The organism is Faecalibacter sp., from assembly GCF_057177045.1.
This window is the reverse complement of the sequence record NZ_CM169987.1, coordinates 1,024,058-1,039,414: the sequence shown is the minus strand read 5'-3', so window position 1 is coordinate 1,039,414 and position 15,357 is coordinate 1,024,058. Positions and strand designations below refer to the sequence as shown.

The 15,357-nt window shown below is 32.2% G+C and carries 13 protein-coding genes and 2 pseudogenes; 5 read left to right on the top strand and 10 right to left on the bottom strand.

The window, feature by feature from the left end:
* The first annotated feature begins 7 nt into the window (after positions 1–7).
* The 4 genes from AC1QSP_RS04795 (at position 8) to AC1QSP_RS04780 (ending at position 5,110) form a co-directional block, all read left to right on the top strand.
* Entirely contained in the window at positions 8–1,423 is a 1,416-nt protein-coding gene (locus AC1QSP_RS04795) for a Y4yA family PLP-dependent enzyme (protein ID WP_484080018.1), read from the top strand.
* Between the two features lie 358 nt (positions 1,424–1,781).
* Positions 1,782–2,156, top strand: coding sequence for a hypothetical protein (locus AC1QSP_RS04790; protein WP_322969472.1), 375 nt, complete (start codon positions 1,782–1,784; stop codon positions 2,154–2,156).
* A 105-nt stretch (positions 2,157–2,261) separates the two neighbouring features.
* The gene (locus tag AC1QSP_RS04785) at positions 2,262–3,980 is read left to right on the top strand and encodes a S41 family peptidase (protein WP_484080017.1); all 1,719 of its coding nucleotides are present in this window, start codon (positions 2,262–2,264) and stop codon (positions 3,978–3,980) included.
* Positions 3,981–4,150: 170 nt separating this feature from the next.
* Positions 4,151–5,110: a fasciclin domain-containing protein gene (locus tag AC1QSP_RS04780; RefSeq protein ID WP_484080016.1), complete on the top strand. Its 960-nt coding sequence runs from the start codon at positions 4,151–4,153 to the stop codon at positions 5,108–5,110.
* Between the two features lie 61 nt (positions 5,111–5,171).
* Here AC1QSP_RS04780 and AC1QSP_RS04775 read toward each other — a convergent pair whose 3' ends face one another.
* Both AC1QSP_RS04775 and AC1QSP_RS04770 read right to left on the bottom strand, forming a co-directional pair.
* On the bottom strand, positions 5,172–6,632 hold the full coding sequence (locus AC1QSP_RS04775; protein ID WP_484080015.1) for a ligand-binding sensor domain-containing protein: 1,461 nt from the start codon (positions 6,630–6,632) through the stop codon (positions 5,172–5,174).
* Between the two features lie 259 nt (positions 6,633–6,891).
* Positions 6,892–7,437 carry a GNAT family N-acetyltransferase gene (locus AC1QSP_RS04770; RefSeq protein WP_484080014.1) on the bottom strand — a complete coding sequence of 182 codons (546 nt, stop codon included), beginning with the start codon at positions 7,435–7,437 and terminating at the stop codon, positions 6,892–6,894.
* Between the two features lie 138 nt (positions 7,438–7,575).
* On the opposite strand from AC1QSP_RS04770, the gene AC1QSP_RS04765 reads away from it, so the two are divergent.
* Positions 7,576–9,372, top strand: coding sequence for a chloride channel protein (locus tag AC1QSP_RS04765; protein ID WP_484080013.1), 1,797 nt, complete (start codon positions 7,576–7,578; stop codon positions 9,370–9,372).
* Between the two features lie 14 nt (positions 9,373–9,386).
* Here the strand turns inward: AC1QSP_RS04765 and AC1QSP_RS04760 are convergent, their stop codons facing one another.
* The 8 genes and pseudogenes from AC1QSP_RS04760 to AC1QSP_RS04725 form a co-directional block, all read right to left on the bottom strand.
* Positions 9,387–9,899: a hypothetical protein gene (locus AC1QSP_RS04760; protein WP_484080012.1), complete on the bottom strand. Its 513-nt coding sequence runs from the start codon at positions 9,897–9,899 to the stop codon at positions 9,387–9,389.
* Positions 9,900–9,953: 54 nt separating this feature from the next.
* Complete coding sequence (locus AC1QSP_RS04755) at positions 9,954–10,499, bottom strand: RDD family protein (RefSeq protein ID WP_484080011.1); 546 nt, start codon at positions 10,497–10,499, stop codon at positions 9,954–9,956.
* A 1,354-nt stretch (positions 10,500–11,853) separates the two neighbouring features.
* Positions 11,854–12,447 carry a hypothetical protein gene (locus AC1QSP_RS04750; protein ID WP_484080010.1) on the bottom strand — a complete coding sequence of 198 codons (594 nt, stop codon included), beginning with the start codon at positions 12,445–12,447 and terminating at the stop codon, positions 11,854–11,856.
* Positions 12,448–12,500: 53 nt separating this feature from the next.
* Positions 12,501–12,662 (bottom strand): annotated as a pseudogene (locus tag AC1QSP_RS04745) (IS30 family transposase); the annotation flags it as partial.
* Between the two features lie 306 nt (positions 12,663–12,968).
* Positions 12,969–13,460, bottom strand: a complete 492-nt coding sequence (locus tag AC1QSP_RS04740) for a hypothetical protein (protein ID WP_484080009.1) — start codon at positions 13,458–13,460, stop codon at positions 12,969–12,971.
* Between the two features lie 94 nt (positions 13,461–13,554).
* Positions 13,555–13,701, bottom strand: a pseudogene (locus tag AC1QSP_RS04735) (IS30 family transposase); the annotation flags it as partial.
* Positions 13,702–13,976: 275 nt separating this feature from the next.
* A complete protein-coding gene (locus AC1QSP_RS04730) occupies positions 13,977–14,312 on the bottom strand; it encodes a hypothetical protein (protein ID WP_484080008.1) in 336 nt (111 codons plus the stop codon).
* Between the two features lie 52 nt (positions 14,313–14,364).
* Positions 14,365–15,102 (bottom strand): hypothetical protein, encoded by a 738-nt coding sequence (locus tag AC1QSP_RS04725; protein ID WP_484080007.1) that lies wholly within the window; start codon positions 15,100–15,102, stop codon positions 14,365–14,367.
* Positions 15,103–15,357: the final 255 nt, after the last annotated feature.

Here is a 15,357-nt window from a genome sequence, read left to right as displayed (position 1 = left end):
AACAATTATGAATACAATACATCAACCTGAAACATCACTTTCATTAACGCCCTTATTGCATGAATGGGTCCATCAATTGGTGGCTGATTCAGAAGGTTTAGTACAAGCCATTCAGAAGCATCAATCCCCATTGAATGTCCATCATTTGACTCCCTTTCATGAAAATATTTCTGCTTATCGTTCCGTATTTGATGCATTAGGTGTTCAACATAAAATTTATTTTGCGCGAAAAGCCAATAAATGCATGGCTTTTCCTTTGGAAGCTTCAAAAGCTAGTCAAGGTGCTGATACTGCAAGTTATCGTGAACTTAAGCAATGTTTAGATGCAGGAATTCATTCCGATCATCTGATTCTTACAGGATCGGTGAAGAATGAGAAACTATTGCAATTGGCGGTGGATCATCACGTCACCATTGTTTTGGATAATCAAGATGAATGGGAATTGCTCCAAAAAATTATTCACGAACAACAAAAAAAAGTCACTGTAAATATTCGATTAGGCGGTTTCCAATTTGAAGGGGAAACTTTGCCCACACGCTTTGGGTTTTTATTGGATGATGCATTTCAATTCATTCAATACTTGAACGAACATGAAGAATATGTAGATTATACAGGACTGCATTTTCATTTGAATGGCTATTCTGTCGATCAACGGGTGGCTGCTCTTGAGCAATCCATTCAATTAATCGACCGTCTGAAGACAGTTGGGATAAATACGTATTCCTTGGATATTGGTGGAGGACTATTGATGAATTATTTAGCCGATGCATCCGAATGGGAGAATTTTCATCGTGAATTAAAACGGGCTGTGATGGGCGAACGTCCTGCGTTAACCTATCAAAATGATCCCCTAGGAATGGTTAAAATTCATGATCAACTGTATGGAGAACCAACGGTTTATCCTTACTACAATACGTTGCATAAAGAAGGTATTCTGAAGGCTATTTTAACGGCTACATCAGCTCATTATGAACAACCTATTTTTAAGTTGCTTATCGAACGAGGAATCGAGTTACGCATGGAACCTGGGCGTTCTTTATTGGATCAATGTGGAGTAACTGTAGCTAGAGTTGCTTTCCGAAAAAAAGATACGGATGGAAATTGGCTTTTTGGTTTGGAAATGAATCGTACCCAATTGAGAAGTTCAAGTGCAGATTTTTTATTGGATCCTATTCATCTCCCTATCCATAAAAACTCAGAAAATGAAGTCATAGCTGGTTATTTAGTTGGTGCCTATTGCTTAGAGCAAGAATTTATTTTAAAACGAAAAATTACATTCCAACAATTTCCAGCCGTAGGAGATTTGATTATTTTTCCGAATACTGCTGGTTATATGATGCATTTCTTTGAATCTGAAGCGCATATGTTTGAATTGGCGGCAAATGTTATATACGACAACGGGCATTTTGTGGAGGATCTGTAATGGCTTTAACAATTTGCATTTGAAAAGTTTTTGGGTTCGACTTAGGGGGTAAAAAAAATAATAGTGAAAAATGAAAAGAGAAAAATGAAAAATGAAAAGAGAAAAATGAAAAATGAAAAAATAAAAGTGAAAATTTAATTTTGCTTAACGCTTAACGCTTAACGCTTAACGCTTAACGCTTAACGCTTAACGCTTAACGCTTAACGCTTAACGCTTAACGCTTAACGCTTAACAACTAACACCTCCACCTTGATTATTAATTGTTACTTTTGATGAAATTAATTTCGCGTAATACAAATGAGCTGAGAGGGTCTAAAATCATTTCTGAAGGCTTGTGTGGCGCATAAAACAAAAGACGATGAAAATTCATGAAGCCTACGATATTGGAAAATTATATGGATTAATTATTGAGTTGAGAAGTAAACGATTGAATCATCATATTTCGTTACATCCCAATCGATTGATTGATTTGAGAGAGAATATCGATATTTTAGCACAAGGGTTTGGAGCCCATGAATTAGTGATTTATCAGGATGAATTCTTGGGTGATCATGCTCCAAAATTATCTTTAGAAGAAGAATACCAAAGTCAAGAACATATTCAATTGACACTGGAATCCAATTATAAGGATTTAATACAAGTGCTACAGAAATATTATGAATCTGAAGATTCAGAAATGTTGATTGAAGATCTTTTTACGATATACGAAGCAGAAGTCGATCAGAGCTTCTAATGATAATGCCTCAACCCTTGGTTGAGGTATTTTTTTTGGTTTAAAGGAAAAATGACTTTACACCATATTGAAAATGAATTATCTTCGATACAGATACGATAAACCATGAAGAAATATTTATATCTGTTGGGATTCTTTTCGCTGTTCTGGAGCATTCAAAGTTGCGCACAGAAAAAGAAACCCCTTATTGATCCGGAACCCGTTGAATCGTCCCAAATCTCAATAAGTTCATTGAATAAATCTCAAATCCAAGCGTTAGATCGTTTAGGTCGTGTTTGGGGATTTTTAAAATACCATCATCCGATGGTAGGAGAAGGGAAATATGATTGGGATCAAGAATTATTTCGAATTTTGACCAATTATTTAGTAGCTTCTACCCCTCAAGAACAGGAAAAATATCTTTTAGATTGGATTGAAACCTTAGGTGAAATTCCGCCTTGTACATCGTGTGCTCCATCTTCAGCTGAAGCCGTTCAACGTGCCCATCATGATTGGATTAATACTTCATTATCTTATGAACCGTTGAAACAAAAATTGACTGAAATATACCACAATCGTTATCAGGGGAAACATTATTATGTGACGACAAATAAAGGAAATGGCGCTGTGGAGTTCATCCATGAAAAGATATACCCTGAAACGCCGTATCCCGATGCAGCAACACGATTATTGGCGCTGTACAGGTATTGGAACAACATTCAATATTTTTATCCGTACAAACATTTGACCGACCAATCTTGGGACAGCATATTGATACCCTATATTCCAAAATTTATCGATGCTTCTGATGAATTGGCCTATGAATTAGTAGTCTTGCAATTAATGGCTGAAACCAATGATTCTCATGCGATGATAAAAGCTGGAAATGATCAAATCCTGAAGCAAAAAGGACAATATTATGCATCTTTTCGAGGGGCATTTATAGAAGATCAATTCATTATGGTAGATGATTATCAACCTCAATTCACTTCATCCATTGGTATTCAAAAAGGTGATCGTATCACACGCATTAATGGAAAATATGTAGAAGATATGGTAAAGGAATTAGCCTCGTATTATCCTGCATCGAATAAAGGATCTTATTTGCGTAATCTTGCAATGGATCTTTTGCGTTCTAATCAATCGACAATGAATATAACTTTTGAATCGAATGGGAAATCAATGGAACAAACAATTCCTTTGTATCCGAAAGATCAATTGGATTATTATACCTGGTACAAAACGAATCCTCTAGATAAAGGATACCATGTCATGGAAAATAATTTGGGATACATTTCCATTGCCACTCTCAAGGAAAAAGATATTTTGAGGTTGAAAAAAGATTTAATTTCCACGAAAGGGATCATTATCGACCTTCGTAATTACCCTAATCTTCGGTTACCAGAAGAATTAGCAAGTTATTTTGTAAAAGATAAAGTTCCATATGCTAAATTTTCGTTTCCCAACGTCCAACATCCTGGAGAATTTCTTTTTAGCGCTGAAAATATATTGCGAAAGCAAAAGGTAACGTATACTGGTAAAGTGGTGGTATTAATCAATGAAGTAACCCAAAGTGCAGCCGAATTTTTGACCATGGCGCTGAAAGTAGGTCCACAAACGATAATTATGGGGAATCAAACCGCTGGAGCAGATGGAAATGTCATTTCGATAATCCTTCCAGGTGGAATTGAATCATGGGTTTCAGGTTTAGGCGTCTATTATCCTGATGGTAGAGAAACCCAACGAATTGGTATCGTTCCGGATATAGAAGTGAAACCCACACGAAAAGGGATCCAAGCAAATCGCGATGAAGTTCTTGAAGCTGCGATAGCATATTTGAAATAAATTCGATAATCCGACAGATAAAGTGGTCGGATTTTTTATTTGTAAAATTTAAAATAGTATTATAATAAACTAAATAATGGATTTTATAATGTTGAAATAGTATCAAAATGTTCTTTAATTGAGTTTAATAGTATATTTTTATCCTATTAAATCAAACCAATAAAAAACATATGAAATTAAAATCAATGGTAAAATCGATGACCAAAGTGGGCCTAGGTTTAGTGATGACAGGAACGGTAATGGTATCATGTAGCGATGATGACGATAATCAACTGGAAGTTTCTTCCAATCAAACAATTGCTTCTATCGTTACTTCAACACCCGCATTTTCGACATTAAGTCAAGCGGTAACAAAAGCAGGACTAGGTGCCACATTAAATGGTAATGGTGAATTCACGACCTTTGCTCCCAATAATGCCGCATTCGAAGCCAGTGGAATTACAAATGCAACGTTAGCAAGTTTAACTGCAGAACAAACAAAAGATATTTTATTGTATCATACGTTAGCCAGTAAAGTTGCTTCATCAGCAGTACCTGCAGGACCTAATGCAAAAGTAACAACTGCTCAAGGGGATGCTGTATATGTCACTAAAGATACCCGTGGGGTATTCGTGAATGGTTGGAAAGTGAATCAAGCGGATATTATGGCTTCGAATGGTGTTATTCACGCCATCGAACGTGTTCTAATACCAGCATCAGGAAACGTGGTAGAAACAGCTCAAGGAAATGAGAATTTATCGTATTTAGTGGCTGCAGTAGTTAGAGCTAGCCAAGGCAATACAAACGTAGCGAATGTCTTAGCTTCAACAGAAGGTTTAACGGTATTTGCACCTACAAACCAAGCGTTTATCAATGCTGGTTTTCCTACAATTGCATCGATTCAGGCTGCTGACCCAGAAGTATTAACCTCAATCTTAACATACCATGTGGTAGGAGCCCGTGCTTTTTCATCGGATTTAAGTAACAATCAAACCCTAGGAACTGTTCAAGGAGGAAATTTAGTTGTAAATATCGGAAATCAAGTTACAATAAAAGGTAGAGCGAATGCTTCAGCATCCGTTGTGTTGGCTCCTAATACATTAGCAACGAATGGAGTGATACACGTGATTGATCAAGTGTTATTACCATAAGTTAAATTTTTAGTAGTGATGGTAAAGCCTCAAGATCTCTTGAGGCTTTTATTTTTTTGATTTATTTTTTTTGCATTTTTACGACACCTTGTCGTGTAGCCAAGTAGAGATTTCCTTCTGCATCTAAAGCTAAGTTAGATAGGTATGAAGTTGGAATTGCTGAATTTTTGTTGTGGTAATTTTCCCAATTCCCATTTAAATCATATCGAACCAAACCTGCACGATCAGTAGAAATCCATACCACTTTTTCGTTCTTGTCGTATACAATCGCATTGGTATGGTTAAAGGGTAATCCGGAATTATCAGTGGTGAATTGTGTGAATTTTCCATCTGCTGAATAAATGGCAATCCCTTCATTGCGATTGATTTTTCCTTTGTTCTTATCCCCAAATTCATATAACGTGAAATAAACATTTCCTTGTTCATCCTCTGTGAACGCTGTAATGCATTTTCCATTCAATATGGTTTGAGTCTTTTCAAAATTTATTGTCTTTCCGTGTTCATCAATCATCATCGTTCCCTCAAAAGTTCCGATCCATAATCGATTTTTTGAATCACGTTGCGCAAAATACACGCGGTTTGATGGTAAATCTTTCCATTGTTTTTGAGTATACGAAGTCCATTGATTGTCTTTTAAAATGGTAAGTCCTTGATCTGAACAAAAAAACACTTCTTTTGTCCGATGATTGGTGTAAATATCATATACCGATTCAATTCCTGTAGTGGATGGATCATGTTTTGTCCACTCCTTTCCTGTAGTACTATAAATTGAATTCATAGCATAGGTCCAAATGGTTTGTTGGTGATCGATCGCTAATGTGTTAAAATGAGCGAAATTCCCATTGGGATATTGAAGTTGTGGTAGGGTAAAGAAAGTTTGATTCTCCCATTTCGTCATGTATTCATCTGCTGTTACCCAAATTGCACCATTGGCATCGATGGCGATATAATCATTTTGATTGCTGGGAATGTTCGAATTTTTATTATTCCAAACCGTAAAATGATAGGACGGTAGATTTTCGTTTTTATAAGTATAATGGGTGTTGAAGATCTCAGGATCTTTGGGATGATCAAAATTTGCTTTAAACGCATTCATATCCACACGTTCAATACCTGCAGTTGCAACACCATTGGTTATATTGAGACTAAAGTTGACTGAAGTTTTTTCTTCTATTTGACCATCTGTGATAGCAGGTGACCATTTTTTCGTCGCATTGATAATGGCAATCACTTTGGCAGTTAAAGGATGATTAGATGAATCCGTATGGGATAACACACAAGGTTTTCCTTTTTTATCGACCAATACTTGCAATGTTAGTTTACCTGAAATTCCTTTTAGTTCAGGAATAGCATTTATTTTATCAATGGCTTCATGTAACGTTTCATCCTTTATCGTTACTTTTTGATCACCACAATCCAAGCAAAATCGATCCACTTTGCATTGATCTAATTTGATCGGAAATATGTTTTGTCCATAGCTATAGATGCTTAGTAAGCAGATGGTTAATAATTGTTTCTTCATGTGTATTAATGGTTTGTAGATTTATTCCTCAAGTATTTTGATGGATCATTGCTTACATACAGGATAGAAAAACGATTCAGTGAACAAAGGAAATATTCCTTTATATTGGGCGAATACTTCCAACGAAACGTTCTAACATGGAGTAGAACTTTTCTTTGAATTCGAAATCTAATATATCCTATTTTATCGATGAGGTTCTCAAAATAATGAAATTCGAAAATACCATATTGAAACATAAGATACAACGATTGGATAACTTTTATTTTTTAAGTTCCCAATATATAAATTCTTCGTCTTGAGCGATTCGAATAAATTGTAGTTTTTCCAACAAGCGAATTGAACCATTATTGTCATGATAGGTTGCTGCGGTAATGGCTTCAAGCTGTTGATTGGCTAATGCCCATTGTACAATTGCCTCACATGCTTCGAATGCAAACCCTTGTCGACGTTTTTCCTTCACAATTCCATAACCTAAATCACATGTATTTTGAATGAATTGATACCCCTTGAATCCTACATCGCCAATAATGGTACGAGTATCTTTTTCGATAATCATCCAAGATTCAAAACCTGTTGGTTGATGGATTTTAGTTAATGTGTTTAAGGTACGAGGTAAAGATTCTAAAATATCTTCATCGGGCCAATAATCGGAAGAATTCAATTGTAAAGCATCAAACCATGAATAATCACCTTGGAGAGTGGCTAGACAAATGCTTTTTGTAAATGGAAGCAATTCAAGGCGTTCGGTCTGAATGGAAAATGGGTGAGAAGTCGTATTGATCAATGCTAATATTTTAGGTGTCAAAAATAAAACATTATCTTTTGTTTTAGCGTTTATTTCTAAAAATCATAGGATCTCATTCTTAAGCGATGGCTCTCAAAAGAAAGCGTTATATTGGAATTGAAATGTTTTTAATCCGATGTTTAAGTTCTAAATTTGCGTATGCCAAAATCAGTACGAAAACTATTCCTAGAAAAGTTTAAAAATTTTATCCATTTTTTTCAAGATTTATTAAAACTCCTACAAAACATCTTGAACGAAAAACAGTTTTTATATTTATCCTGTATCTTGGTATCCATATCATCGGCGGCGGCAGTAATTGTTTTAAAAACGTTCGCCCACAAAGTGTTGCAAATCAGTTCTTCGATCAATGCGTTGTTAAAATTGCCGTATGCCAATAGTATTTTTCCAGTCATTGGAATTCTACTCACGATTGTAGTGGTTCAAAAATTTTTAAATGGATCGATTCAAAAAGGTACGTCTCAAATTATGATTGCGGTGGCGCAGAAATCGGGGATAATGCCTAAAAAACAAATGTATTCCCAAATTATTACCAGCTCGTTAACGGTAGGTATGGGAGGTTCCGCGGGGTTAGAATCACCCATTACCATTACGGGAGCGGCATTTGGATCAAACTATGCCCAATACTATCATTTCAATTATAAAAATAGGACCTTATTATTGGCTTGTGGAGTAGCTTCCGGAATTGCAACAGCTTTTAATGCCCCTATTGCAGGTGTTTTATTTGCCATCGAAGTCGTATTGGCAGATATGAGTGTGACAGCTTTTATCCCTTTGCTATTGTCCTCTGCAACAGGCTCTATTATCGGAAATTTAGTTTTTGGCGATCAAATACTTTTGAGTTTTAAAAATCAATTGGGATTTGATTATCACAATACCTTTTATTACATCTTATTGGGTGTTTTGGGAGGGTTAGTTTCCATCTACCATGCCCGAATGTTTCGAAAAGTGGAACATCAAATCAGTCATCGGTACAAAAATCCCTATATGAAGGGAATATTTGGGGCCAGTTTGTTGGCATTGTTGATTTTTATATTTCCAACCTTATTTGGTGAAGGTTATGAAAGCATATTATTTTTAGCGAATGATGAATCCAATCAGCTGGTCAATAATTCATTATTGGAATCATTTAGTGATCATCCTTGGGTTTTATTGTTCATCGTGGTGTGTATAATGCTGGTAAAATCCATTGCGACAGGATTAACTTTAGGGAGTGGTGGAAATGGAGGAAATTTTGCTCCTTCATTATTTGTTGGTTCTTATCTTGGATTTGTCGTTTCCAAATTTTTTCAATTGTTGGGATTTCAAGATATCCCTCTGCAAAATTTTACAGTGGTCGGAATGGCCGCTTTATTGAGTGGTCTATTTCATGCGCCTTTAACGGCTATTTTCTTAATCGCTGAAATTACCAGTGGTTATGGACTTATTGTACCTTTAATGATTGTGTCATCGATTAGTTTTGCTATTTCACGACGTTTTGATAAATATTCAATGGATATTTATGCAGTTGCTGATCAAGGAATTGTCTTTACCTCGGATAAAGACTCGAATTTATTGAATAAAATTGATGTGTTTAATACGTATCAATCGGATATTAAAACCCTAAAAGAAGGATGTACATTTGACGAAGTTGCTCATTTATTTCAAGAAAATGAACAACTTTTTATTCCGATTCTTAACGCAGATGATGAGGTCGTAGGCGAAATACGATGGAATGATTTTAAGCATCATAACGCCGAAAGTTTTACTCCTACAATTATCCGATCAGTAAAAACTTTTTCGATTTTTAATGCAGCACGTACAATTTTAAATCATATGAATGACCAAAATGAGCATTATGTCCTTTTAACCAAAGAAAACAAGTATGCCGGATACCTTTCGAAAGAGTATCTGATGGATCATTACCGCAAGAATTTAAAGCAATTGCGAATTGAATAATAAATGCTATCGTTTTATTTTTTGGTTAATGCAGATGCGATTTTATCACTAAACATGAATCCCATCAAGGCTAAGAATGAAGAAATTCCGCTGCCTAAAAATATGTACGTTAAACTTTCTTGATATTTTCCTTCAGCACTAATGTAAGTAACCAATTCTTTGATAAATATTGGAAGCTGAAAAATTAAAATCGTAATACATACCAACAAAACACCAATTTGAGTAAATTTTGGAAGTTGTAGCTGTTCACTTTCAATTTTTTGATCACCAAAATGTTTATCAATCTTCAAAAATTTTAGCATCAATTCTGTTTTATAGATTGTGGTATAATAGATTCCAAATAGAATAATCAATACGACGATTATGGTAATTAGCGGAAATGGGATGAATGTTTCTATACCAGGATAAAATAGATCCATATTGAAAAGATAATTAATTTGTTCTGGGATGAAAGAAGTGAAAATAAAAAGGATAAAAAATAATCCGATGAATTTTAATACAATAGCAATGAAATTTTTTATAGTCATGTATAGAGGGGTTATGAAACGAATTTAAGGTTTTTTTTTAATGCAACTGGTATTTTATGCGATGTTATCATTAAGTTTACTGAGTAAATAGTTATATTCATCACCAGTTACACACCACGTATTTGATTGTATATCATGAGGAAGTTGATCTGTTGATTTACCTTCAAAATATGAAATGAAAAAAAATCTTGATATGAATATAGCAGGCTTATTTAAATTACGAATAAATGCTTGATATAAAGTAATTTTATCAGCATATTCATTAATAACATACGTGTTAGTTAGAAATTTACCTAAAGTTTGTTGAAACTTATATTCTGTAAAAGTGTAATATAAAATAAGTATGATAGGTGATGAAAGTTGTAGATACAATTTTGCGGATTTCAATAAAAAAAGATCATCTAAAATTTTTGAAATTACAGACAATGATAAAATAAGAATTGTAATATCGATAATGAAGTTTAAAATTCTAATGCTAAATTTTGCAGATATTACTTTACGATTAACTTCCACATCAGTTAAAATTCGAACCCTTTCATTAAATTCATTTATAGTATAAATGGATTTGGAATGTTTTTCTTTAATATCAGTTATTTTCATTCAATAAGATCGTTTAAAAGGTCGTGGATTGGAGGAGTAGTGAAATCAATCGGTTTAATTAAAACAATTTCCATAACTGAGCATCACATTTCTATTTTTATTAATTGACTGATATGTTCCGTATACATTAATATTCTCAATATCATTATCTCATATTTTTTTGTTTCCAAATATGAGATAATTATCAGAAAATTTTAAATTTTTATTTCTATTATGTTTTTCAGAGTTATTATGTAATATTAAAACAGGTAATAGATTAAATATTATGTAATAAACTAATATCATAAAAGAAATTAAAGGTATATCATAATAGAACAGAAAAGTAAAAATAAATGCAAAAGAAATTACTGTATTAATAATTAGATGTTTCAGATTCTTAAATTCAGATTTGATATTAATTTTAAATTCAATGTCAGTATTTCTCATTAAAATTACAGTTCGAGCCGTGTATTTACCTGCGGTGTTGCTTCGCGGTGCGAAAGCGTTAGTTTCGGCGAAGCCTACTAAAGGAGAGAATTTCAACGTGAGTTGAACTCCGTCTATTTGAGCAAATGGCTCTGTTTCTAAAATAAATTAGTCTATTGTTTTAAGAAAATCAATTTTGTGAGCGGAAAAGAAGGGGCTGAAAGTTGGATTTTATCCTGAGCATGTTGAAGGGTTTAGCCAGTTTTTCGCGAAATACTATCTTAGCCGACGTTTTTTATTGTTTTATTAAAATATTATTCTATAAAGCAAGAAAGTGAAAGGTAATAAATTTATGAATATCCAAAATAAATATTTTACATAGTTCTCTTTATGTACATAAACGAGAAAAAATGTATTTAGTATTGAAAAAAGTATTCCGAAGTAAAAAAGGAATAACATTAAAGGTGAACCAATTTTATAAACGAAACTTCCTCTAAAATTTTCCAGATAAATTTTTGTTTGCATAGAAAAGAAACAAATTAGAATAATAAATATTCCACTAAAATTAGTCCATTTTTTAAGTCGATTCATTTATATTAAAATTATTAAATATTGATTTCTTTAAGAAATCCATTAAATTACAGCAACAACTTTATAGATTTAAATTTTAGTAAACAAGTTTTTTGAAAAAATGTCGGCTAACGAGCCGAGTATTTACCTGCGGTGCTGCTTCGTGGTGCTAAAGCTTTAGCTTCGGCGAAGCCAACTAAGGGAGATAACTTCAACGTGAATTGAACTACATCCGTTCAAGCAAATGGCGCCGGCTATGAAACTAAATTAGTGTATTGTTTTAAGAAAAGCAATTTTGCGAGCGGAAAAAGATGGGATGAAAGTTGGATTTTATTCGGAGCTTGTCGAAGGGTTCAGCTTGTTTTTTGCATATACTATTTTATTTTATATTACTATTTAAATACTGTATTTCAGATTCAATTAGATTGAACTCATTTTGTGAAATTATATTTTCTGTTAATCGTTCTAATATTTTTATAAATTTATAATCTTTAAAATTATCTCCAGTTCTAAATGTACCACTTTTAGATTGATTCGCAAATACGAAACGTACTCCGTCAATAGCGAAATTATTTATATTTGAATATTGAGTATTACTTAAGATTATATCGGATTTTTTTAATAGTAATTCAATAATATGATTATTTATTTGGGAAGTAAACTCCTCAACTTTTAAATTTTCATAATCTTTTGCATACCATATATTTTCCTCTACTTTAGTTACAATACCATAAAAATCATTATTGGATTTCACTACTCTCAATGAATATTCAGCTTGAAATGATGGTAAAACGATAAGTTTTAAAAAAGTATTCTTGTAATTATCTTTTAAAAGTTTATTTCGAACTTTTGTATAATAATTAAAAAGACTTTCAGGCATTGTTAAGATACTTTCATTTGGATTTAAATTTTGGCCAAAAGAAAAAGTAAAATTAATAGATATAATTATAAATGTAAGTAAAATTCGAATCATGGCGGTTTCAAGTTGCTAATGCAACGTTAGTATAAAAATAGTAAAAATTTTGATTATTTGATTTGTTGAATAATCATCCGATTAAAAACTTGTGCTGGCGAATATCCATCAAGAACTTTTCGAGGTCTTTCATTAAGTTCCCTTTGCACTTTTTTAAGTTCTTTTTCTGAGTAAATCGAAAGGTCAGTTCCTTTGGGAAAATAATCTCTTAAAAGCATAAGCGAACAAACATTTTCTCTTAGCCGCCCTATGCCATAATCTGAAGAAATACCTGAAATTTACGCCTAAAAAGTCCAAATTACTAGCCCAAATCTGTGCCTTACCAAAGGTAAAGTATGCTATTTTTAAAATAGGTGAATTAGACTTTAAAATCCGCTTTTTAAAACCACTTTATTTTTAATTATTTTGAATATACTCCAAAAATAAACCTCGTTTAAAAAGGCTTAAACGAGGTCATATATGATTTTATTTTGTTGAGTTTTGAGTTGTGCAACGGTTACCGATGTTATCTGCAGGTTCTTTTAAAAGATTGGAGGAATTGGATTCTCAAATTTTCCATATTTTAAATATTCAAAAAGCATCAATAAAATATAAATATTTGCTAATAAACTTAAAAATGCCAAACCATAATAAATAAATTTATGCTTGTTATGATTAATTAAAATTTGATTTTCTTTTTCAAGCTGAATTATTTCAAAATATTTATTTTCTAAAGAATTTGATTCTTCAAAATATATTTTAATATTATCACCAATATTAATTTGATTATTAAGATCGTTATAATTTTGAGTCACAGAATAAATTTTGAACTTTTTTTCAATATTAGAAAGTTGTAAGTAAAATATATCCTTATTATTCTTTGATTTTGTAACTCCTTTATCAATTACTTTCTTTTCAATTTTAGAATATTTAGATAAGTTTTTAGAAGCGTTCTCGTAGAAAGTATAAGTCAAAATTGAAAACAATAATAAACCAAATAAAGCGGCGAATATATTTATAATTTTTGTTAGCATTTTTTTTTACGTAAGCTTTGGAGGGCCGTTTTAAGTTGCTAATGCAACGTTTGTATAAAAATAGTAAAAATTTTGATGATTTGATTTGTTGAATAATCATTCGATTAAAAACTTGGGTTGGTGAATATCCATCAAGTACTTTTCGAGGTCTTTCATTAAGTTCACGTTGCACTTTTTTCAGTTCTTTTTCAGAGTAAATCGAAAGGTCAGTTCCTTTGGGAAAATAATCTCTTAAAAGCCCAAGAGCACAAACATGTTCTCTTAGCCGCCTTATGCTATAACCTGAAGAAATACCTGAAATTTACGCCTAAAAAGTCAAAATTACTTGCCCAAATAAAGGTACAGCATGCTATTTTTAAAACAGGTGAATTAGACTTTAAAATCCGCTTTTTAAAACCACTTTATTTTTAATTATTTTGAATATACTCCAAAAATAAACCTCGTTGAAAAAGGCTTAAACGAGGTCATATATGATTTTATTTTGTTGAGTTTTGAGTTGTGCAACGGTTACCGATGTTAGCAGAAGTTTTTATGTTTGGATTTCTGTTGTAAATAATATTGTCCAAATGAAAATAAGCCTATTAGTAGATTTACTATAGCTATTTTATCGTCGAATGATTTAATCAGAAAAATGTTTAGAATAGAAAAAATCAAATAAGCTATAACAGGGATGATTAAAAAATCTTTTTTAGAACTAAAATTTAAATTTAATGGGTAAAGTACTACTCCAAACATTAAAGTTCCCATTGTTAGATAATAAAAATAAATGTCATTAACATCTTTTTTGAATAACACAACGTAAATTATAGGTAATAATGACAATATAAACAATGCTGCTATTATTTTTTTCATAATGCAAATTTTTAGAAAAAGTCTGTCTATTAGACAGCCTTTGATTATTGTGTTAGTTATCACAATCCTCATTTACAGCTATAGAAACTACGGCTCCTTGGATAATCGACCATACTGGACCACCAAATAAACCTAAACCTGCACCTACAGCGTCAGCCGCAATTACACCAGAACTACATTTCATTTTAGCTTTTGCTGATGTACCGTTTAAATTCCAAAGATTATTAGAAGCAATAAGAACTTCTTTATAAACATCAATGAATTTACTTTCATAAATTCCAGTTGCATTATACGAATCTAAAAATGAGATTTTGTCCTTAAAAGAAATTTCATCATTAAGTGTCAGTTCTTTTAAATCTTGGGCAAAAGTTTTGGAAATTTTTTTGTCCAATAAAAATTTATTAAAACCATTATCAATTATATTTTCTAACTGGTTTGGATTGATAGAAAAAGCATTATATTCAGACTTAATAAAATTGTAATTATCATCTACCTCAAAATTTCTCATTAAATCTGGATACTTGTCAGTCATTAATTTTATTACAGAGTTTTCAATTTCCTTAATAGTCTTTTTATGACCGTCATCGTTGTTTAAAAATAATTCAACCGCAATGTTATGGTATTCAGCGATTTGTTTTGAGGTAAGTTCAGAAGAGTTTTTACTTAGAACGGAAAGTTCCGATTGTGATTTAACTTGATAATTTGTAACATCATCATCACTACAAGATGTTAAAGAAAAAAATATTAAACTAATAAAAATGGTTAACAAAAAAATCTTTAAAGTTTTCATACTATTAAATTTAAAAATGTTAAACAAATAATTAATAAATTTTTAATTTCTTTTTGGGTGGTTATCCCTATACAACCTGCTTCTAAAATTTAATATTTAGAATAAAACAATACTTGTACCAAATTGATAATAAGTTTCATATTGACGGTTTTTACTAACAAAATTTCTGCTAACGGGCCGCGTATTGGCGATAGTGGCGGATTAGAAAGCCAAAACTTTCAATATTTCTCTTAGCCCGCCATTTTGCAAAACCGA

Coding starts and splice junctions, on each gene's coding strand:
- AC1QSP_RS04795 (WP_484080018.1), top strand. CDS start 8: ATGAATACAATACATCAACCTGAAACATCACTTTCATTAACGCCCTTA.
- AC1QSP_RS04790 (WP_322969472.1), top strand. CDS start 1,782: ATGAAAATTCATGAAGCCTACGATATTGGAAAATTATATGGATTAATT.
- AC1QSP_RS04785 (WP_484080017.1), top strand. CDS start 2,262: ATGAAGAAATATTTATATCTGTTGGGATTCTTTTCGCTGTTCTGGAGC.
- AC1QSP_RS04780 (WP_484080016.1), top strand. CDS start 4,151: ATGAAATTAAAATCAATGGTAAAATCGATGACCAAAGTGGGCCTAGGT.
- AC1QSP_RS04775 (WP_484080015.1), bottom strand. CDS start 6,632: ATGAAGAAACAATTATTAACCATCTGCTTACTAAGCATCTATAGCTAT.
- AC1QSP_RS04765 (WP_484080013.1), top strand. CDS start 7,576: ATGCCAAAATCAGTACGAAAACTATTCCTAGAAAAGTTTAAAAATTTT.
- AC1QSP_RS04760 (WP_484080012.1), bottom strand. CDS start 9,899: ATGACTATAAAAAATTTCATTGCTATTGTATTAAAATTCATCGGATTA.
- AC1QSP_RS04755 (WP_484080011.1), bottom strand. CDS start 10,499: ATGAAAATAACTGATATTAAAGAAAAACATTCCAAATCCATTTATACT.
- AC1QSP_RS04750 (WP_484080010.1), bottom strand. CDS start 12,447: ATGATTCGAATTTTACTTACATTTATAATTATATCTATTAATTTTACT.
- AC1QSP_RS04740 (WP_484080009.1), bottom strand. CDS start 13,460: ATGCTAACAAAAATTATAAATATATTCGCCGCTTTATTTGGTTTATTA.
- AC1QSP_RS04730 (WP_484080008.1), bottom strand. CDS start 14,312: ATGAAAAAAATAATAGCAGCATTGTTTATATTGTCATTATTACCTATA.
- AC1QSP_RS04725 (WP_484080007.1), bottom strand. CDS start 15,102: ATGAAAACTTTAAAGATTTTTTTGTTAACCATTTTTATTAGTTTAATA.